We start from the raw sequence: 18075 nt of genomic DNA on the forward strand, positions 1-18075 counted from the left end.
GACCAGTCAGGAACCGTCGTGCGGGCAAAGGCTGTTGAGGGCTCACCGAAGGCTCCGGAACACGCGGAGGTCCCGCCGGGTACGGATCCCGTACCCGCCCGGGTGCGGGATACCCGTCGGCATTGCGCCAACTACGGGGCGGGACCGCCGGTGTTCAGGAGGACGGTTCAGGAGGAGGCCGCGATCGCCTTCGCGATCTTGCGCGCGTCGATGCCGAGCTCGCGCAGCATCCCGCTGATGGGGTTGGTGAACCCGGTGAAGTGGAGGCCGGGGGCGTCGGGCGCGGTGCGGCGGCCGTGGGCGGTGGGCAGGCCGCGCCCGTCGAGTACGCCGAGGTGGCCGACCAGGCCCTCCAGGGCGCGGCGGTACCCGGTGGCCGCGACGACGACCTCGGGCGAGACCACGGTGCCGTCGGCGAGGACGGCCTTGGCGCCCTCGAACGACTCAAGCGCTGCCACCGGCTCCACCCGCCCGCTCTGCACGGCGGCGATCAGGCCGACGTCCTGCACGGGGATCGCGCCTTCACGTACGCGCGCGTAGAGGCCGGTGGTGGGCCGGGGCAGCCCCTTCTCCGACAGGTCGGGCACCGAGAGGCGGCACACCGCGTCGGCCGCCCGGTCCACCAGCGGTACCGGCAGCCGCCGCACCAGGATCCCGGACGCCTGCGCGGGCCAGCCCGCTGTGGTGCGGCGCAGGATGTGCGGCGCGGTCCGCACCGCGAGCCGCACCCGCCCGGCCCCGCCCTCGACCAGGTCGACGGCGATCTCGGCGCCCGTGTTGCCGCTGCCGACGACGAGTACGTCCTTGCCCGCGTACGGGGCCGGGTCGCGGTAGCGGCCGGCGTGCAGCAGCTCCCCGGTGTACGCGTCGGCGCCGGGCCACTCGGGCAGATACGGCGTGTGGTTGTACCCGGTCGCCACCACGACGGCCCGCCCGGTCAGCCGCCGCCCACCGGTGGCATGCAGCAACCACCCGCCATCAGCCCGCTCGACCCGGGAGACCTCGACCCCCGTGACGGTCTCCAGCTCATGCACGCGCGCGTACGTCTCCAGATACCGCACCAAGTCGTCGCGGCCGACCCACCGCCCGAAGGAGCGGGGCATCTTCAGTCCCGGCAGCGCGGAGAGCCGGCGGGTGGTGTGCAGATGGAGCCGGTCGTAGTGGCGGCGCCAGGAGGCCCCGAGGGCGTCGGACTTCTCCAGGACGACGGCCCGTATGCCCCGCACGCGCAGTGCGGCGGCGACGGCGAGCCCGCCCGGGCCGCCCCCGATGACGTACACAGGACGAGTGGGGTCGTTGGTGGCCATGACAGCTGAGCGTAACGGCGCAGCTACTTGATGGGTCTCGGTCAAGACCTGAATCGGTTACGAATCAATCACGCTCCGCAGTCCATCGTGGTCGGGCGGTGGGAGGGTGGTGGACGGATGGTGCGCGCGAGTCGCGAAGTGCGCTCCTTGCGCGCACCCTTGCGCGAGCCGTCGGTGTCCGCTGAACTGACGTACTGTCAGAAACAGGAGACCAATCCACATGATCCACGACTGGGCGGAGCAGGGGCGGAACGCGATGATGGGTCTGATCTCCCTGGTCGCCCTCTTCGCGATGTCGTGGCAGACCTGGTCTCTCGACCACACGATCGGACTCTTCTGATGCCCATGCCGATGATCCCGTTCCCCGACGCGAGCGTGCCCGAGACCGACGCCTTCACGCGCGCCTACTGGGACGCGGCGGCCGCCGGCCGCCTGCTGATCCGCCGCTGCGCGGCGTGCAAGCGGGCACATCACTACCCCCGTGAGTTCTGCCCCCACTGCTGGAGCGAGGACGTCACCTGGGAACTGGCAAGCGGCCGAGCCACGCTGTACACCTGGTCGGTCGTCCACCGCAACGACCTCCCCCCGTTCGACACCCGCGTCCCCTACACCGCAGCGGTGGTCGACCTGGCGGAGGGCCCACGCATGATGACGGAGGTGGTGGGCTGCGGGGAGTCGGAGCTGAGGGTGGGGATGGAGTTGCGAGTGGATTTCCGGGGGGCGGGGGAGGGGTTGGCGGTGCCGGTGTTCAGAGCACCTTAAATACGGGCTGGCGGTGGGCGCCCCTTTAGGGGCGCGGGGAAGTGGGGTCCGTTGCGATCCCGGCCACCTACAGGGGCGCGGGGCTGTGTCAATTTGCGGCTCCGCCGCGTGGGCGCGACCAGCCCCCACGATCCGCACCCAAAAAACAACGCACCCAGCGCGGAGCGCTCACCGCCCAAGAACAACCGTCCCCGACGAGCAGAACCACCCACCCGTCCCCGACGCAACGGCCAGTTCCGGAAGGCGGCCAGCCTTCAAGACCTGCCCCGCGCCCCCCTCCCCCCGCAACTGCGTCACCGCCTCCACAATCAAGAACAACCCCCGCATCCCGGGATGGCACGCGGACAACCCCCCACCATCCGTGTTGACCGGCAACGCCCCGTCCCGAAGCAGCCGCCCCTTCTCCACGAACGCCCCACCCTCCCCCTTCCCGCAGAACCCGAGGTCCTCAAGGGTGACGAGCGTCATGTACGTAAAAGCGTCGTAGATCTCGGCGACATCGACATCACCGGGCCGAACTCCCGCCCGCTCAAAGGCGATACGCCCGGACACCGCAGCCGGTGACACGGTGAAGTCCTCCCACTCGGACATGGCCGTATGCGACATGGCCATCCCCGAACCCAGCACCCACACAGGCGCCTTGGCGCAATCCGCCACGTACTCCTCCGCCGCGAGCAGCACCGCACACCCCCCGTCGGACCGGAGGCAGCAGTGCAGCTTGGTGAACGGATCGGCGATCATCGGCCCGGACAGGACATCGTCGACGGTGATCGGATCCCGGAACATCGCGTCGGGGTTGGCACCCGCATTCGCCCGAGCCTGCACCGCGACCTCCGCCAACTGCTCGACGGTGGTCCCGTATTGATGCATATGGCGCCGCGCAGCCATCGCGTACTTGGCGATCAGAGTGTGCCCGTACGGCACCTCGAACTGCAGCGCCCCGCGCCCACCGAACGACAGATTGGACGTACGCCGCCCGGCCTTGATGTCGGCCCGCGCAGTGGACCCGTACACCAGGAGCACGGCATTGGCATGCCCGAGGGCGATCGCGTCGGCGGCATGCGCGGCCATGACCTCCCAGGTCGCCCCGCCGACCCCCGTCGAGTCCAGCCATGCGGGCCGCAGCCCCAGATACTCGGCCACCTCGACAGGCGCGAGCGTGCCCAGGCCCGCAGAGCCGAAGCCGTCGACGACGCTCCGGTCGAGCCCGGAGTCGGCGAGCGCCCGGCGGGCGGCCTGGGCGTGCAGGGCGTACGGGGTGAGGTCGTCCACGCGCCCGGTGTCGGAGAGGGCCACGCCGACGACGGCGACCTTGCGGGGGAGGGCTCCAGCCATGAATCTGACGGTACATCAGATAAATCGCTCCCGGGGTCGGGCGGATGAATCTGATGTACCGTCAGATCGATTCGCCGAGCCGCGCCGGGCCACCCGCACAACACCGCCCCGCACCGCGCCAAGCGGCTCGCTCCGCCGCAGGGAGGACATGACCGCCATGGACGTCGACTTCACCGACCCGCAGCGGGAAATCCGCCGCACCCTCCACGACCTGCTCGCCAAGCGCTGCGGCCCCGACGAGGTCAAGGCGGCCGTACGCACCGCCGAAGGCCACGACGCGACCCTGTGGCACCGCCTCTCCGCCGAGCTCGGGCTGCCGGGGCTCGCCGTGCCCGAGGAGTACGGCGGAGTCGGCTGCGGCCCCGCCGAACTCGCCCTCGCCTGCGAGGAGACCGGCCGCGCCCTGCTGCCCTCACCGCTCCTGGCGACCGCCGCCCTCGCCGCACCGCTGCTCCTCGCCCTCGGCACCGAGCCGCAGAAACGTGCCCACCTGCCCGCCCTCGCCCGGGGCGAGCTCACCGCCACCCTCGTCGTCCCCGGCGGGAGCCTCCCGCTCGCCCTCGGCCTGACCGGCGAGAACACCGACGGCACCTGGGCGGGCGGCGGCCGCGCCGGGGGCGTACAGGCACGGCAGACCGACGGACGCTGGCAGCTGTACGGCGAGGCCGACCAGGTCCTCGACGGCCACACCGCCGGCCTCCTGATCGTCGCCGCCCACACCGGCGGCTTCGCCCGCAGCCGCGCCCGCCTCTTCCTTGTACGAGGGGACGCCGCCGGGGTGAGCCGGACCCGCCGGACCGCCCTCGACGAGACCCGCACACAGGCCCGGGTGCAATTCAGGGATGCCGAGGGGGAGTTGCTGGGTGCGGATGACGGGCCCGACCATCTGACGGCCCTCACGCACACCGGCCGCACCGCCGCCACCTGTCTCGCCGCCGAGGCCGTCGGGGCCGCCGCGCAGGCGCTGGAGCGGACCGTGGCGTACGTCAAGGAGCGCGAGCAGTTCGGGCGGCCCATCGGGTCCTTCCAGGCGGTCAAGCACCGCCTCGCCGACCGGTACGTACAGGTGCAGGCGGCGCGTTCGGCGGCGTACTACGCGACCTGGGATCCGTCCGCGGGCGGCCTCGCGCTCGCCCAGGCCCTGGAGGCGCTGCGGGCGACGGCGGCCGAGGCGGTCCAGCTGCACGGCGGCATCGGCTTCACCTGGGAGCACGAGGCGCATCTGTACTTCAAGCGCGCGGCCTCCGACGAGCTGCTGTTCGGCCCGCTCCATCTGCTGCGCGCGCACGCGGCGGCCGGGGCGGGCCTGTTCACGACGGCCACGCGCGCGAAGGCGGTCCTCTGATGGCCCCGGCGCCTTCCGGCTTCGCCGCCCGGCTCGTCCAGAAGGTGTCCGCCACGCGCGCGTTCGCGAAGGTCGCGCCCCGCTTCGTCCCGGCGATGGACCGGGCCGTCCACCGGCTCACCCGGGGCAAGGTGCTGCCGAGCGCGCGCATGCTGCCCGGGGTCGTGCTCAGCGCGCGCGGGGCCAAGTCGGGGCTCGTACGCACGACTCCGCTCGCCTGTATGCCGGAGGAGGGCGGGACCTGGCTGCTCGTCGGGTCCAACTTCGGGCGCCCGGGGCATCCGGCCTGGACCGCCAATCTGCTGGCCCACCCGGATGTCTCGATCAGCTGGAAGGGGCGGGACATCCCCGTGCGGGCGCGGCTCCTGGCGGGTGAGGAGCGGGCGGCCGCCTGGCGGGCCGCGCTGGCGTTCTGGCCGCCGTACGCCGCATATCAGGCGCGCGTCGAGCGCGAGATCCGGCTCTTCAGACTCGTCGTGAGGGAAGCCGGGAAGGAGAACGCCGGCGGGGCTCACCTTGGTGAACCACCGCCGGCGTGACAGGACTTGGGGCGAAAAGCCCCGGGGATCACCGCGCGGGCGTCATCCACGCGCGCGTCACGGTGACCGCTGCTGCTCCAACCGCGGGTGCGGCCACGCCTACTTCGTAGGCTTCTTGCCGGTGATGCCCAGATGCACGAGCAGCGCCAGGTTGGGCTTGAGCTCGGCCTGTTTGACGCCCCAGGTCTGGAAGCCCTTCTGGTGCGAGGCGACCGCCGCGAGCATCGCGACGATGGAGCCCGCCATCGCCGCGGGGCTGACGTCCTTGTCGACCTTGCCCTTCGACTGGAGCTCCTTGACCGCGTCCGTAAGGGAGTTGTTCACGGAGTTGAGGATCTTCATGCGGATCTTGTAGAACCGCTTGTCGCCCTCGGCCGCGCCCAGGTCGACCACGCGGAGGATCGCGTCGTTCTTGCGCCAGAAGTCGAGGAATCCCTCGACGAGTTCCTCCGCCGTCTGCCAGCCGGCCTTGCCGACCCAGGAGCGGCCCTCCACGAGGGAGGTCAACGCCGCGCCCTCCTTGGCCATTTCCTCCGCGATCTCCAGGACGGCGCCCTCGACGTCGGGGAAGTACTGGTAGAAGGTCGCGGGTGAAGTACCCGCCTTCCGGGCCACGTCGATGACTTTGACGTCCCGGTACGGCGAGGAGCTGAGCATCTCGCTGAGGCAGTCGAGCAGCTTCTGCCGCGTCGCCTGGCCGCGTCGGCCGGCCACGCGGCCGTCGACGGTGCGTACTTGTCCTGTCATGCCGTCAGCTTACCGAGGGGTGATCGGAGCGCGATTCGGCCGACTGCAAATGGGGGCCGGGGGTTGACGGGGGCGTTGATCGGGCCGCCGGTTCGAGAGGGCGTCCGCCACTCGAATGGTGTTATCAACAGCCTGTGGACACGTTCTGTGGACAACCCGTGCGGGAAAAGGGCGTACGCGGCTAAAGTGATCGGAAAGTAGATCGCTTGTTCGATTAATGCCGCTGCGAGGCAGGGGAGCGGCCGTTAACTTCACCGCGTAGAGGCACGGCGCAACAGGCACCTGAGCCGGGCCACCCCAGGAAGGAACCAGGCGCATGGACGGATTTCCGGAAGGCGCGCCGTGCTGGGCCGATGTGACGCTGCCCGACCTCGCGGCGGGCAAGCGCTTCTACGGCGCGCTGATGGGCTGGACGTTCGACGACGACGCCGAGGAGCAGTACGGCTTCTACACGAACGCGTTCAGCGGCGACAAGCGCGTCGCCGCCCTCGTCCCCAAGCGCGACGGCCGGATGCCCACCGCCTGGGGCGTCTACTTCGCGACCCCCGACGCCAAGGCCCTCGCCGTCCGCATCAGAGCGGCGGGCGGCCAGCTGGTGACGGATCCGGTGGCGGTTCCTCCGTACGGGACGATGGCGGTGGCCGCCGACCCCGGCGGCGCGGTCTTCGGCCTGTGGCAGGCGGGCAGTCACACCGGCTTCGAGAAGATCGGCGAACCGGGCGCCTTCTGCTGGACCGAGGTCTACGCGCGCGACCCGGAGGGGGCGGACGCGTTCTACGAGGCGGTCTTCGGCTTCGAGGGCCAGGACCTGGACGGGACGGACGGCGACTTCCGCACCTGGTCCCCGGCGGGCTCCGAGCCCGGCCCCGACACCGCCTTCGGCGGCCGCAGCCTGCTCGGCGACAGCTTCCCGGCGGAGATGCCCGACCACTTCCTCGTGTACTTCGCGGTGGGCGACTGCGACGCGAGCGCCGCGTCCTGCGTCAATCTGGGCGGCAGGATCATCGCCGACCCGTTCGACATTCCGTACGGGCGGATGGCCGTCATCAGCGACAACCAGGGTGCCAGTTTCGCGATCCTCCAGCAGGACCGGCCCGATCGGTAAGAGGACGAGTCCGATCCGTAAGGGAGTGAAGGGTGTCCGGATCGAGGGGAGACATCCCGATCAGGGCACGGGTTGGCCACCGGACACCTCCGGCAGGAAGAATCGGGGTGCCGCGTGAGACGCTGCACGGGGCCTTGTTGTGACGCGTTGATTTCTTTACTTAAGGCCCGTACGGGGAGGTGGCAGGCAAGTGGAGCAGCTCACGCAGCACGACCCGAGGCGGATCGGCCCCTTCGAGGTGCTGGGACGGCTCGGTGCCGGCGGCATGGGGCTGGTCTATCTGGCGCGCTCGGCGTCCGGCCGCCGCGTGGCGATCAAGACGGTGCGCACGGAGCTCGCCGAGGACCAGCTGTTCCGGGTCCGGTTCACCCGTGAGGTGGAGGCGGCCCGGGCCGTCAGCGGCTTCTACACGGCGGCCGTGGTCGACGCCGACCCGCGCGCGGCCGTGCCGTGGCTGGCCACCGCCTATGTACCGGCGCCCTCGCTGGAAGAAATAGTGAATGAGTGCGGGCCGCTGCCGGCCCAGGCGGTGCGCTGGCTGGCGGCCGGCATCGCCGAGGCGCTGCAGTCCATCCACGGGGCGGGCCTGGTCCACCGCGACCTGAAGCCGTCGAACGTCCTGGTGGTCGAGGACGGCCCCCGCGTGATCGACTTCGGTATCGCGTCCGGCGTCTCCAACACGCGCCTCACCATGACGAACGTGGCCGTGGGCACGCCCGCGTACATGTCGCCGGAGCAGGCCAAGGACTCCCGCAGCGTGACCGGCGCGAGCGATGTCTTCTCGCTCGGCTCGACCCTGGTCTTCGCGGCGACCGGGCACGCCCCCTTCCACGGCGCGAACCCCGTCGAGACGGTCTTCATGCTGCTGCGCGAGGGCCCGGACGTGACGGGGCTTCCGGACGAACTGCGTCCGCTCATCGAGTCCTGTATGCAGATGGAGGCCACGCTGCGGCCCTCGCCCGAGGACCTTCAGGCGCAGCTGGCCCCGCACCTCTTCGGCGGCTCCGACGACAGCGGCACCGCGTCGGCCTGGCTGCCGGACCGCTCGGTGGCGATGATCGAACAGCGCCGTGGCGGCGGGCGGCCGAAGCCCGTCCCGGTCCCGGTGGACCCCTCGCCGCCGCCCAGGCCCGTGTACGAGCCGCCGCAGCCCTCCCGGGTGCCGCAGCCGTCCGCGCTCTCCGTGCCGGACGGGCCGGTGCGGCTCGCGGGCGCCAAGGTGCCGATCGGGCCGGGCCCCCGGGTCGCGGACGCGGCGCGCGCGGTGGCCGAGGCGAGCCCCGCGACCGGGTGGGTCAGGGTCCCGGCGGGCCAGGCGCACGGCAGACCGGACGCTCCCGTGACGAACGGCGCACCCGCGACCACCGCGCCGCCCGTCCCCGCCCCGGCGCAGGCCCCCGACGGGCCCGGCCGCTGGCGCCCCTGGCGGTTCCGTATGTCCAACGACGTGTGGGGCACCCCCGCCGTCGCGGGCGACCTGCTCTATGTCACCTCCTTCGAGGTGCACGCGCTGGATGTCGCCAGCGGCAGGCGCCAGTTCAAGACCCGTGACGTGGCCTGGGCGATGGCCGTGGAGGCGGGCCGCATCCACGCCTCGGACGGCCCGACGCTGTACGCGCTCGACGCGGCCGACGGCCGCGAGCTGTGGCGCCTGCCCACGGATGCCTGGGTGTACGCCCTGCGCACCGACCGGGGCACGGTTGTCACCTCCACGCGCGGCGGCGGCGTACAGGCCTGGGAGGCCGCCAACGGCGAGAAGCTGTGGGAGATCACCGGCGCCCAGACCGACTTCGAGACCCCCGAGGCGGGCCCGGTCATCCACGAGGGCACGGTGTACGTGTGGCAGGACGCGCGGCTGCGCGCCCTGGACGCGCGCACCGGCGTCGAACGCTGGTCGTACCCGGTCGGCGACGCGGCCTCGTGCGGCGGCGTCCCGGTCCGCCTCGCGCCCGCGCAGGACGGGTACGTCTACGTCTCGGCGGGCACCAGGGTCCTGTCCATCGACATCGCCAGCGGCCACGTCCGCTGGCACTTCGAGGCCCCGGCGGTCTTCCTCTGCCCGCCGACCTTCGCGCCCGGCCCGGCGGTCGCGGGCGGCGGGGTGTACCTGGCGGACTACCTCGGCACGGTGTACGCGCTCGACGCGGCCACCGGCAAGGACCGCTGGCGCATCGCGACCGAGTCGCGCCAGTCCGTCGAGCCGGTCCTGGTCGCCGACGGCAACATCCATGTGGGCAGCGGCAGCGCGCTCTACACCCTGGACGCGGTCACCTCCACCCCGAAGTGGCGCTTCGCGGCGGGCGGGGAGGTCGTGGGCACGCCGGTGGTCGCCGACGGCCGCATCCACTTCGGCTCGGCCGACCACTGCCTCTACACCCTGGACGCGGCGGGCGGCCAGCTCCGCTGGAAGCTGGCGACGGGCGGCGAGATCACCGGTTCCCCGGTGGCCCGCAACGGCGTCGTCTACGCGTGCAGCAAGGACCGCTGTGTGTACGCGCTGGACGCGGTGAAGGGGACGGCCACGTCGGGCAGGTGAGCCCGGCTTCAACTCCCGTAAGAACAAAGGCGGTTCCGGCGACCCGTCCCTGTGTTGCCCGCCCGATCACCGCACCCGGAATCCACCCCGCCGCCGCCCGAACAACTCCGCCTGCCGCTCCGGAGGCAGATTGCCGAGGGCGATCAGATGGGGGGCGTGGGCGAAGGACTGGGTGCGGGCGGGCTCGTGGGCGGACCAGAGGGCGCGGACCGTGCCCTGTACCGCCTCCGTCGGGTACCCCGCGACGACCTCCGCGCACCGCACCGCCGCCGCCACCTCCTCGCCCGCCGGGGTCACCTCGCTGACCAGGCCCGTCTCGTACGCCCTTCGGGCCGAGACCCGCTCGGCCGTGCCCATCAGAACGAGCCGGGCCACCTCGCCGGGCGGCATGCGCAGCGCCAGGTGGACCGACTCGTACGCGCTGACCATCCCGTACGTCGTATGCGGGTCGAAGAACGTCGCGTCCTCGGCAGCGATCACGAACTCCGCCTCGCCGAGCAGATAGAACGCCCCGCCGCACGCCATACCGCGCACCGCCGCGATCACCGGCTTCCAGAGGTCGTTCGCCTTCGGTCCGATGGTGAGCAGGGGGTCGTCGATCGCGTACGGGGACGATGGCTGGGGGACGACGGCCGAGCGGTCGATGCCGGTGCAGAACGCCTTCTCGCCCGCGCCCGTCAGGACGATCGCCCGTACTTCGTCGTCGTAGCGGAACTCCCGCCAGGCGGCGGCCAGTTCGGCGGCGGTCGCGAGGTCGATGGCGTTGTGCTTCTCGGGGCGGTCGAGGGTGACGACCGCGACGCCGGACTCCTTGTCCCGCTCGATGCGCAGTGTCATGAGCGCTCCAGGAGCCAGCGCGGCACGGTGACGCCGTCGGTCCCGGTGAACGCGACCTGCACGCGCGCGCCGATCCGCAGCCGCGCCGGGTCCACCGAGTCCAGCGGCGCGTCCGCCGCCGCGACCACATTGCCGACGAGCCGGATCAGCGGATCCTCGGCGAGTTCGACGACGACGGCGTTGTACGGGGCCTGGGCGGCGTAGGCGGGCAGGAGGGGCGGATGGGGCAGGACGTACGACCAGATGCGGCCGCGTCCCGACATCCTGCGCCACTCGCTGTCGAAGCAGTGGCAGTGCGGGCAGCACGGCCGGGGCGGGAAGCGCAGCCGCCCGCAGTCGGGGTTCACGCAGGCCTGGACGCGCAGTTCGCCTTGGGCGGCGTACGTCCAGAAGGGGGCGCCGTCGTCGTCGGGAACGGGGTTGAGCAAGGGCGCGGGCGGCTGTGTCGCTGTCATCTCAACTCCTGAGCAGAAGGGCCGAGGTGGGTACGCCCTCACCGGCCGTGACCAGGCAGGTGGCGGCGTCGGGCACCTGCGCGGTGGAGGTGCCGCGCAGCTGCTTCACGCCCTCGTTGATGAGGTTGAAGCCATGGACGTACGCCTCGCTGAGCCCGCCGCCGCCGGTGTTCAGCGGCAGCCGCCCGCCGATCTCCAGGGCGCCCCCCTCGGTGAAGGCGGCGCCCTCGCCCCGGCCGCAGAAGCCGTAGCCCTCCAGGGAGAGCGGGACGAGCGGGGTGAAGGCGTCGTAGATCTGGGCGACGTCGACGTCCTCGGGCCCGAAGTCGGCCTGCTTCCACAGGTGCCGGGCGGCGGTCCAGGCGGGCCCGGTCAGCGGGTCCTCGTTCCAGTAGTTGACCATGCCGTGGTGCTGGGCGGGCAGCCCCTGGGCGGCGGAGTGCACGTAGACGGGCTTCTGCCGGCAGTCGCGCGCACGCTCGCCGGAGACGACCACGCACGCCAACGCCCCATCGGTCTCCAGGCAGTTGTCGAAGAGGCAGAGCGGCTCGCTGATCCAGCGGGAGGTCATATACATGTCGCGGGTGAGCGGGCGCTCGTACATGATCGCGGCCGGGTTCTGGTTGGCGCGGTTGCGGCAGGCGAGGGCGACGTTGAAGAGGTGGTCGCGGGTGGCGCCGTACTCGTGCATATAGCGGCGGGCCAGCATGCCGATCTCGTCGGCCGGTCTGAGCAGCCCGAAGGGGCGCGTCCACTGGGCGGGCGTGGGGAGTTGGACCGTGGTGTTCTTCCACGGTCGCGGCCCGCTGCCGCGCTTGCGCGAGCGCCAGGCGACGCCCACATTGGCCTGTCCGGTGGCGACGGCGGCGGCGAGATGGGCGACGGTCGCGCACGAACCGCCGCCGCCGAAGCCGACCTTGCTGAAGAAGGTGACGTCCCCGGCCCCGATCGACTTGGCGACCTCGACCTCGTCGGTCTCCTCCATCGTGTACGAGGCGAACGCGTCCACCTCGGCCGGGGAGATCCCGGCGTCGTCGAGCGCGGCGAGGATGGCCCGGCAGGCCAACGCCTTCTCCGATTCGGGCAGTTGGCGGGCGAACTCCGTCTGCCCTATGCCGACTATCGCCGTCGCGTCCTTGAGCATCGACACCCGCCACCTCCGCGATCGCCGTACGACATCGCACGGCTGCTGACAGCTGACAGCGAGGAAGGCTACAGCTAATCTGACGGGTAGTCAGCTAGCGCGGTGGGAGGGCTTGCCATGCGGGAGGACGAGGGTGGGCGGGGGGACCTGGAGTGGGGTTCCGTCGGGAGGCTCGTGCGGAGCGCGGCCGAGCGGTACGGGGCGCGGGAGGCGGTCGTCGAGGGCCGCACCCGCATCTCGTACGCGGAGCTGGGCGAGCGGGTCGAACGGGCGGCGGCCGCGTGCATGGCGGCGGGGGTCTCGCCCGGCGACCGGGTCGCGGTGTGGGCGCCGAACACGCTCGACTGGATCGTCAGCGCGCTGGGCGCGGTCACGGCCGGGGCGGTCCTCGTCCCGCTGAACACGCGGTTCAAGGGCGCGGAGGCGGCGTACGTACTGGCGCGCAGCCGGGCGAAGCTGCTGTTCGTGACGGGAACGTTCCTGGGGACGTCGTACGTTGCCATGTTGCGGCGTGCGGCCGCCGAGGGAGCCGGCTCGTCCGGGCCGCTGCCCGGTCTTCCCCACCTGGAGCAGGTGGTGGTGCTGGCGGAGGACGCGCCGGACGACTTCCGGGCGTGGAAGGACTTCCTGGCGGCGGGGGAGCCGGTGGGGACGGCGAATGTACGCCGTCGGGCGGATGGGGTGGATTCGTCCTCGCCCTCGGACATCATCTTCACGTCCGGGACGACGGGGCGGCCCAAGGGGGCGGTGATCACGCATGCGCAGACGCTGCGGTGCTACGACATCTGGAGCGAGCTGGCGGGGCTGCGGGAGGGCGACCGGTACCTGATCGTCAACCCGTTCTTCCACACCTTCGGGTACAAGGCGGGGATCATCGCCTGTCTGACGCGGGGCGCGACGATGGTGCCGCAGCCGGTGTTCGACGTCGGCGCGGTCCTCGCGAACATCGCGGCGGAGCGCATCTCGGTCCTGCCCGGCCCGCCCACCCTCCACCAGCAGCTCCTCGACCATCCGGCGCGCGCCGCCCACGACTTGTCGGCGCTTCGGCTGGTGGTGACCGGGGCGGCGGTGGTCCCGCTGCGCCTGGTGGAACGCCTGCGGACGGAGCTGGGGATCGGGACGGTGCTCACGGCGTACGGGCTGTCGGAGGCGAGCGGGATCGTCACGATGTGCCGCCGGGGCGATGCGGCGGGGGTGATCGCGTCGACGTCGGGGCGGGCGATACCGGGGACGGAGGTGCGGGTGCTGGCGGCGCCGGGTTCAGGGACTTCGCCGGGCGCGCCGGGGGAGATCCAGGTGCGTGGATTCAACGTGATGGGCGGCTACTTCGAGGACGAGGCGGCGACGGCGTCCGCGATGACGGCGGACGGGTGGCTGCGGACGGGGGACGTGGGCGTCCTGGACGCGTCCGGGAACCTCCGGATCACCGACCGGATCAAGGACATGTTCATCGTCGGCGGCTTCAACGCGTACCCCGCCGAGATAGAACAGGTGCTCGGGCTGCACCCCGGGGTGGCCGAGGTCGCGGTGATCGGCGTCCCGGACCCGCGCCTCGGGGAGGTCGGCAAGGCGTACGTGGTGCCGCGCCCCGGTTCCGCCCTGACGTCCGGCGAACTGATCGCGTGGGCGCGGCGGGAGCTGGCGAACTACAAGGTCCCGAGGGAAGTGGAGTGGGTGGGGGAACTGCCGCGCAACGCGAGCGGGAAGGTCCTGAAACGAGAACTGAGATCCCCCACCCCGCCCGTTTCCTGAACCCTCCGGGGGTGGGCTGCGCCCCCGCCCCCCGCCGTATTCCAGTACTGCGGACGCGCCGCCTGACAGAGGGAAGCCCCGCCGTTCCATAAGGGCTGGAGTGGCGGGGCTTCCTGGTGGTGCTCTTGCGGTCAGGAGCCGAACTCTCCTGCCTTGAGGCTTCCTACGAAGGAAGAGAACGCATCCACACGGAAGGCCAAGGCCGGGCCGTTCGGTGCTTTGGAGTCACGGACGGGGACGATACCGCTCGTGACGACAAGGTTGGCGGCAACCTCTACGCAGTCACCACCGTTGTTGCTGTACGAAGACTTGAACCAGCGCGGAGATTCGGTCGTCACGATTTGCCCTTTCGTACCTGCTCGATCATGGCCACAGACGCGGCCTGCGACAGCGATTCGGCCTGCAACTGATGGTAGGCCGTCAACATGGGCTCCACAGACGCGCTCTCGCGGTCCAGGTTGCCCTGCGCCTGGGACTCTGCGTAGCAGATCACGGACCGATCCGGCAGAGTCAGGAGGTTAACCGGCAGGTCAAACGTGCGACGCTCGCCGATGTCGTACGGCACCAGCTGGAGCAGCGTGTTCGGCAACTCGGCGAACTCGACCAGCCGAGCCAGCTGGGCGTCCATGACGGCTACCCCACCGACAGTACGGCGGATACAGCTTTCGTCCATGGCCACGAAGACCATGGGAGGGCGGGGACGCATCAGAGCTGCTTGGCGCTCCGCCAGGAACGAGACGCGATCAGCTGCCTGTTCAGGCGTGATGGCACCTCGCCGTACGGCGCTGTCGGCCAGGACCCGCGCGTACTCCGGTGTCTGCAACAGGCCCGGAACGATCCCGATGTTGTACAGCCGCAGCTCCACGGCCCGAGCCTCGTACTTGACGTACTCCGGGAACCCCTCCAGCAGGGAGCCTTGACGCATCTGCCGGTACTCGCGCTCGAACGCATCCGCAGTGCCCTCAAGGCCGAACGCCCGGTCTGCACTACGCGAGAAACGGAGAGTCGGAGGCTTCCGACCAGTTTCAACCGCCGAAATATGCACACTGGAATATTCCGTGCGTTCGCCGAGCTCGTCCTGTGTCCAGCCGCGTGCCTCCCGCAGGCTGCGCAGACGCGCCCCATATGCCGCCTGTGGCGAGGCGTCCGGCCTTAACTCCTTGCGGTTCAAGGGTGGTTCACCAACCTTTCGTTCTCTCTCCGCAGGTTGAATGGTCCCCACGTGGTGGGCCACGCTAAATCCCCCGGTAGTGATGGTGCTACGGAGAGGAGTGGCCGTGTCCCGTGAGAATAGGGCCGCCGAAAGCACACAGCCGACGGCCCGTCCCGCCTACTGGGCCGAGGTGTTCGCTGACGTGTCTGTGATCCCTGTCAACGTGCCCGCAGTAGCGGCAAGGGCGTCCGCTGGGGCATTGAGCGGGTGGTGCTGATGTGGGCGCTTCCGATGGGGATGCCGACAGGGCCGGAGTACGGCTCAGTGCCTGTCAGTGCGGTGGACCCAACGTACGGCCTGGAGCCGGTCGGTGCGCCGGGGTGCGATCACTGCGACGCCTGGCGCGCGAGCCGTGAGGCGGCCCGGGAAGACCGTGATCACCACCGGGCCCAGCGGACGAACACGGAGCTCACGCGCCACCCGGACAGTGAAGTGACGCTGACGGCCCGCTGTACGTCCGGGGACGGCTGCCGGTGGGAGCTGGACGCGACAGCCGATCTCGACGCCGGGGGCCTCGCGATCATCGAGCACACGACGGAAACGGGTCATGGGACCTTCACGCGCAGCGTGGAAGATGTGGCGTGTGTGGTGTTGACCGACGCGCAGGAACAAGCCTGCCGACTGGCGGCGAACCGGCGACCGACAGCGAGGCCGTCGAGGAGCACGCGCGAGCCAGCCATCCCTGAAGACTCCCGACCCCCGGGTGAGGCCCACTTTCAGGGTGGTCCCGTCCTGCCGGGGTCGGGTTGTGAGCCCTCGTCCGGTCGCACGCCCCGTGAAGCGGAGACGGTCGGGCGGGTCAGCAAGTGCACAGCGACGCGCGGAAAGCCCGCAAGTCGACCACTTTAGGAGGCAACAGCCTTGACGCTCAAGGAAGTACTCCAGCGACAGGCCGTCATCCACAACGGTGGTAACGGCGACAACGGCGACAGTGGCGACGACAGCGACGGCGGAGGGGGCAACCCGTCGACAGGCGACAGTGACGACGGGCGCGACTACCACCACGGCCACTAGTCTCGCCTGATCTGAGGGGCCGACCTCTCCCAGGGGTCGGCTCCTGTCATTGAGAGGACAAGTCGATGACCGGAAGCGGTCCATTCGAAATTCCTGACCACATCCCCGTGACACCTACGTCTCAGCGGCTCGTACTGAACCGGCGCGGTTCCACGGTGTGGGACGTGGAGACGCCCACGGGTCGCGTCGTGATCAAGCTGGGCTATGCGAGCAAGACGCACGCGTGGACGGCATTGGCGCCCGCCCGTGAGGGCGTCATCCTGCAAGCCCTGAGCACAGCCGGGGTGACGTATGGGCAGTGGGACCAGGGCACTTGGAACGTCCAGCCGTGGCACGCGGGCACGGACCTGCAACACCTTTGGGAACCCCACAGGACCCGCGACGGTGTCTCCCGTCCGCCCCTGTCGGACGCTCTCGCATGTGCGCGAGCCCTCGCCGAGCTGCACGAGCGGGGCTATGTCCACGGCGACGTGCAGCCCGCGCATCTCCTCGTGAGGGACGAGCCGGCGCGGGCAGCCGTTATCGATCTGGCCCTGGCCCGCGGAGCCGAGATTCCCGAGCGGTTCGACTTCGCGTATCGGGGCTGTCTGGTCCACTACGAGAGTCCCGAGATCTCCCGCCGAATTCTGGAAGACGGCTCGGCGGTGCCGACGCGAGAAGCGGACGTGTACGCGCTGGGAGCAACCTTGTTCATGGCGGCGACCGGATGGCGCCATGTCGAGTACCCCGACGACGCGTCGCGGCCAGTGCAGCGGCACGCGATCGTCAACGGCTCGCACCGCCCGGTGAACGTCGCAGGCTCACTCGGAGCGCTCGTCACCGACATGTTGAGGTACCACGCCGAGGACCGCCCCACGATTCAGGACGTCTGCAAGGCCCTGGAGCAAGCAGCAGCGTAGGAAGTCGGAGCCACGACCGCCACAGCGGCAGCCAAGCCCGCCGAGAAGCCCAGCGCGGCAGCGTCCAAGCCGTCCGGCATCCCGTCGCCGGACTCTGGGCCGCGGACCCGCCAGGAGCGCGGCTCGGAGCCGGCCGGGAGCACAGCCAAGGTGCCTGAACCATCGTGGGACTCGGCTGCCGTGATGGCGGTGCGGGCGCCTGGCGACAGTCCCGATTCGCGACCCACCAGCGGTGCATCCCGGATACAAACCAGAGCCCCGCGGCACGTCCGGCCGCGGGGCGCCTGGTCCCCCGTTGGGGGCGCGCATCCCCAAATGCGCGCCCCCGGCCTCCCCCGAGGCCCTATTCCTTTGGCGTTCCCCCGTTGTCCCCCGTTCCCCCCGTTTTCCCCCGTATCCCCCGTACGTTCCCCCCCCGGAGAGGACTCCCCCGTACCTTCCCCCGTACGTCCTCTCCGGTGGGGCCCCCGTACGTCCCCCGTACGCCCCCGTGTTCCCCCGTGGGCCCTCGGCCGCGACGACCCCCCCTCCGACGTCGCCGCGGCCGACCCCCGCTTGCAGGTGGCTACGCTTCCTCGGAGCCCGCGTGGTTCTCGTCGGGCTTGAGGACGGCCGTGCCGATCAGGCCCGCGTGGTTCTCCATGGGCTTGACCGGGCCGCCGCCGATGAGGCCGGCGTGGTTCTCCATCGGCTTCATCGCGCCGTCGTCGCCGAGCAGACCGGCGTGGTTCTCAAGGGGCCGCACGACGCCGCCGCCGATGAGTCCCGCGTGGTTCTCCATGGGCTTGACGGTGCCGTCGCCGATCAGGCCCGCGTGGTTCTCCATCGGGCGGACCGCGCCGGAGCCCGTACCGGAACCCGGCGGGTTCCCGGCGTGGTTCTCCTGCGTGGTGGTGTCACCGATCTCCGTCTTGTTCGCGTCACTCATCGTGTTCAGCTCCCCTGAGTTTCCTGCATGTCGTGCTTGTGTGAACCGGTGCCCGCCCGGCGGCTCCCCCGAGGGTCGCCGGACGGGCACTTAAGGGCCGTCCACAGTAGCGGGGACGCCCACCGCCGATCCGCCTGCCCCCCGACGCGGCGGATCG

17 protein-coding genes and 1 pseudogene are annotated in these 18075 nt (G+C 71.0%); 9 read left to right on the forward strand and 9 right to left on the reverse strand.

The window, feature by feature from the left end; all coding sequences use genetic code 11:
- Nucleotides 1–167 precede the first annotated feature (167 nt).
- Nucleotides 168–1307, reverse strand: a complete 1140-nt coding sequence (locus ACT1U9_RS17735) for a flavin-containing monooxygenase (RefSeq protein WP_444533703.1) — start codon at nt 1305–1307, stop codon at nt 168–170.
- A 220-nt stretch (nt 1308–1527) separates the two neighbouring features.
- Between ACT1U9_RS17735 and ACT1U9_RS17740 the strand changes: the two are divergent.
- Together ACT1U9_RS17740 and ACT1U9_RS17745 are read left to right on the forward strand one after the other, a co-directional pair.
- Nucleotides 1528–1647, forward strand: a pseudogene (locus ACT1U9_RS17740) (DoxX family protein); the annotation flags it as partial.
- 11 nt (nt 1648–1658) lie between these two features.
- On the forward strand, nt 1659–2069 hold the full coding sequence (locus ACT1U9_RS17745) for a Zn-ribbon domain-containing OB-fold protein (protein WP_444539151.1): 411 nt from the start codon (nt 1659–1661) through the stop codon (nt 2067–2069).
- A gap of 168 nt (nt 2070–2237) precedes the next feature.
- Here the strand turns inward: ACT1U9_RS17745 and ACT1U9_RS17750 are convergent, their stop codons facing one another.
- The gene (locus ACT1U9_RS17750) at nt 2238–3404 is read right to left on the reverse strand and encodes a thiolase C-terminal domain-containing protein (RefSeq protein WP_444533704.1); all 1167 of its coding nucleotides are present in this window, start codon (nt 3402–3404) and stop codon (nt 2238–2240) included.
- Nucleotides 3405–3561: 157 nt separating this feature from the next.
- On the opposite strand from ACT1U9_RS17750, the gene ACT1U9_RS17755 reads away from it, so the two are divergent.
- Together ACT1U9_RS17755 and ACT1U9_RS17760 are read left to right on the forward strand one after the other, a co-directional pair.
- On the forward strand, nt 3562–4749 hold the full coding sequence (locus ACT1U9_RS17755; RefSeq protein WP_444539152.1) for an acyl-CoA dehydrogenase family protein: 1188 nt from the start codon (nt 3562–3564) through the stop codon (nt 4747–4749).
- The gene (locus tag ACT1U9_RS17760) at nt 4749–5288 is read left to right on the forward strand and encodes a nitroreductase/quinone reductase family protein (RefSeq protein WP_444533705.1); all 540 of its coding nucleotides are present in this window, start codon (nt 4749–4751) and stop codon (nt 5286–5288) included. Before ACT1U9_RS17755 ends, ACT1U9_RS17760 begins: the two co-directional genes overlap by 1 nt.
- Nucleotides 5289–5387: 99 nt before the next feature.
- On the opposite strand, the gene ACT1U9_RS17765 is transcribed toward ACT1U9_RS17760, so the two are convergent.
- Nucleotides 5388–6035, reverse strand: a complete 648-nt coding sequence (locus ACT1U9_RS17765) for a TetR family transcriptional regulator (RefSeq protein WP_067162989.1) — start codon at nt 6033–6035, stop codon at nt 5388–5390.
- 316 nt (nt 6036–6351) lie between these two features.
- On the opposite strand from ACT1U9_RS17765, the gene ACT1U9_RS17770 reads away from it, so the two are divergent.
- Together ACT1U9_RS17770 and ACT1U9_RS17775 are read left to right on the forward strand one after the other, a co-directional pair.
- Entirely contained in the window at nt 6352–7140 is a 789-nt protein-coding gene (locus tag ACT1U9_RS17770; RefSeq protein WP_444533706.1) for a VOC family protein, read from the forward strand.
- Between the two features lie 190 nt (nt 7141–7330).
- Nucleotides 7331–9676, forward strand: coding sequence for an outer membrane protein assembly factor BamB family protein (locus ACT1U9_RS17775; protein WP_444533707.1), 2346 nt, complete (start codon nt 7331–7333; stop codon nt 9674–9676).
- 66 nt (nt 9677–9742) lie between these two features.
- Here ACT1U9_RS17775 and ACT1U9_RS17780 read toward each other — a convergent pair whose 3' ends face one another.
- Genes ACT1U9_RS17780 through ACT1U9_RS17790 form a run of 3 tightly spaced genes read right to left on the reverse strand, consistent with a single transcriptional unit; the run spans nt 9743 to nt 12112 of the window.
- Entirely contained in the window at nt 9743–10513 is a 771-nt protein-coding gene (locus ACT1U9_RS17780) for an enoyl-CoA hydratase/isomerase family protein (RefSeq protein ID WP_444533708.1), read from the reverse strand.
- A complete protein-coding gene (locus ACT1U9_RS17785; protein WP_444533709.1) occupies nt 10510–10968 on the reverse strand; it encodes a Zn-ribbon domain-containing OB-fold protein in 459 nt (152 codons plus the stop codon). Before ACT1U9_RS17785 ends, ACT1U9_RS17780 begins: the two co-directional genes overlap by 4 nt.
- Before the next feature lies 1 nt (nt 10969).
- On the reverse strand, nt 10970–12112 hold the full coding sequence (locus ACT1U9_RS17790; protein ID WP_444539153.1) for a lipid-transfer protein: 1143 nt from the start codon (nt 12110–12112) through the stop codon (nt 10970–10972).
- Between the two features lie 117 nt (nt 12113–12229).
- Here ACT1U9_RS17790 and ACT1U9_RS17795 point away from each other — a divergent pair, with 117 nt between their 5' ends.
- Entirely contained in the window at nt 12230–13864 is a 1635-nt protein-coding gene (locus ACT1U9_RS17795; RefSeq protein WP_444533710.1) for a FadD3 family acyl-CoA ligase, read from the forward strand.
- A 131-nt stretch (nt 13865–13995) separates the two neighbouring features.
- Here the strand turns inward: ACT1U9_RS17795 and ACT1U9_RS17800 are convergent, their stop codons facing one another.
- Together ACT1U9_RS17800 and ACT1U9_RS17805 are read right to left on the reverse strand one after the other, a co-directional pair.
- Nucleotides 13996–14202 (reverse strand): DUF397 domain-containing protein, encoded by a 207-nt coding sequence (locus ACT1U9_RS17800; protein ID WP_444533711.1) that lies wholly within the window; start codon nt 14200–14202, stop codon nt 13996–13998.
- The gene (locus ACT1U9_RS17805) at nt 14199–15035 is read right to left on the reverse strand and encodes a helix-turn-helix domain-containing protein (protein WP_444533712.1); all 837 of its coding nucleotides are present in this window, start codon (nt 15033–15035) and stop codon (nt 14199–14201) included. The genes ACT1U9_RS17800 and ACT1U9_RS17805 overlap by 4 nt, the downstream gene beginning before the upstream one ends.
- 903 nt (nt 15036–15938) lie before the next feature.
- On the opposite strand from ACT1U9_RS17805, the gene ACT1U9_RS17810 reads away from it, so the two are divergent.
- Nucleotides 15939–16091 (forward strand): hypothetical protein, encoded by a 153-nt coding sequence (locus ACT1U9_RS17810; RefSeq protein WP_444533713.1) that lies wholly within the window; start codon nt 15939–15941, stop codon nt 16089–16091.
- 107 nt (nt 16092–16198) lie between these two features.
- Complete coding sequence (locus ACT1U9_RS17815) at nt 16199–16990, forward strand: protein kinase domain-containing protein (protein WP_444533714.1); 792 nt, start codon at nt 16199–16201, stop codon at nt 16988–16990.
- A 565-nt stretch (nt 16991–17555) separates the two neighbouring features.
- Here ACT1U9_RS17815 and ACT1U9_RS17820 read toward each other — a convergent pair.
- Nucleotides 17556–17918 (reverse strand): hypothetical protein, encoded by a 363-nt coding sequence (locus ACT1U9_RS17820; RefSeq protein ID WP_444533715.1) that lies wholly within the window; start codon nt 17916–17918, stop codon nt 17556–17558.
- Nucleotides 17919–18075: the final 157 nt, after the last annotated feature.

Origin of the sequence: Streptomyces sp. BR1, from assembly GCF_052373795.1 — a bacterium.
GTDB lineage: Bacteria > Actinomycetota > Actinomycetes > Streptomycetales > Streptomycetaceae > Streptomyces.

Bases quoted from the DNA above. Each gene is read 5' to 3' on its own strand.
- ACT1U9_RS17770 (WP_444533706.1), top strand. From the start codon at position 6,352: ATGGACGGATTTCCGGAAGGCGCGCCGTGCTGGGCCGATGTGACGCTG.
- ACT1U9_RS17780 (WP_444533708.1), bottom strand. From the start codon at position 10,513: ATGACACTGCGCATCGAGCGGGACAAGGAGTCCGGCGTCGCGGTCGTC.
- ACT1U9_RS17760 (WP_444533705.1), top strand. From the start codon at position 4,749: ATGGCCCCGGCGCCTTCCGGCTTCGCCGCCCGGCTCGTCCAGAAGGTG.
- ACT1U9_RS17750 (WP_444533704.1), bottom strand. From the start codon at position 3,404: ATGGCTGGAGCCCTCCCCCGCAAGGTCGCCGTCGTCGGCGTGGCCCTC.
- ACT1U9_RS17790 (WP_444539153.1), bottom strand. From the start codon at position 12,112: ATGCTCAAGGACGCGACGGCGATAGTCGGCATAGGGCAGACGGAGTTC.
- ACT1U9_RS17745 (WP_444539151.1), top strand. From the start codon at position 1,659: ATGATCCCGTTCCCCGACGCGAGCGTGCCCGAGACCGACGCCTTCACG.
- ACT1U9_RS17785 (WP_444533709.1), bottom strand. From the start codon at position 10,968: ATGACAGCGACACAGCCGCCCGCGCCCTTGCTCAACCCCGTTCCCGAC.
- ACT1U9_RS17795 (WP_444533710.1), top strand. From the start codon at position 12,230: ATGCGGGAGGACGAGGGTGGGCGGGGGGACCTGGAGTGGGGTTCCGTC.
- ACT1U9_RS17820 (WP_444533715.1), bottom strand. From the start codon at position 17,918: ATGAGTGACGCGAACAAGACGGAGATCGGTGACACCACCACGCAGGAG.
- ACT1U9_RS17735 (WP_444533703.1), bottom strand. From the start codon at position 1,307: ATGGCCACCAACGACCCCACTCGTCCTGTGTACGTCATCGGGGGCGGC.
- ACT1U9_RS17765 (WP_067162989.1), bottom strand. From the start codon at position 6,035: ATGACAGGACAAGTACGCACCGTCGACGGCCGCGTGGCCGGCCGACGC.
- ACT1U9_RS17755 (WP_444539152.1), top strand. From the start codon at position 3,562: ATGGACGTCGACTTCACCGACCCGCAGCGGGAAATCCGCCGCACCCTC.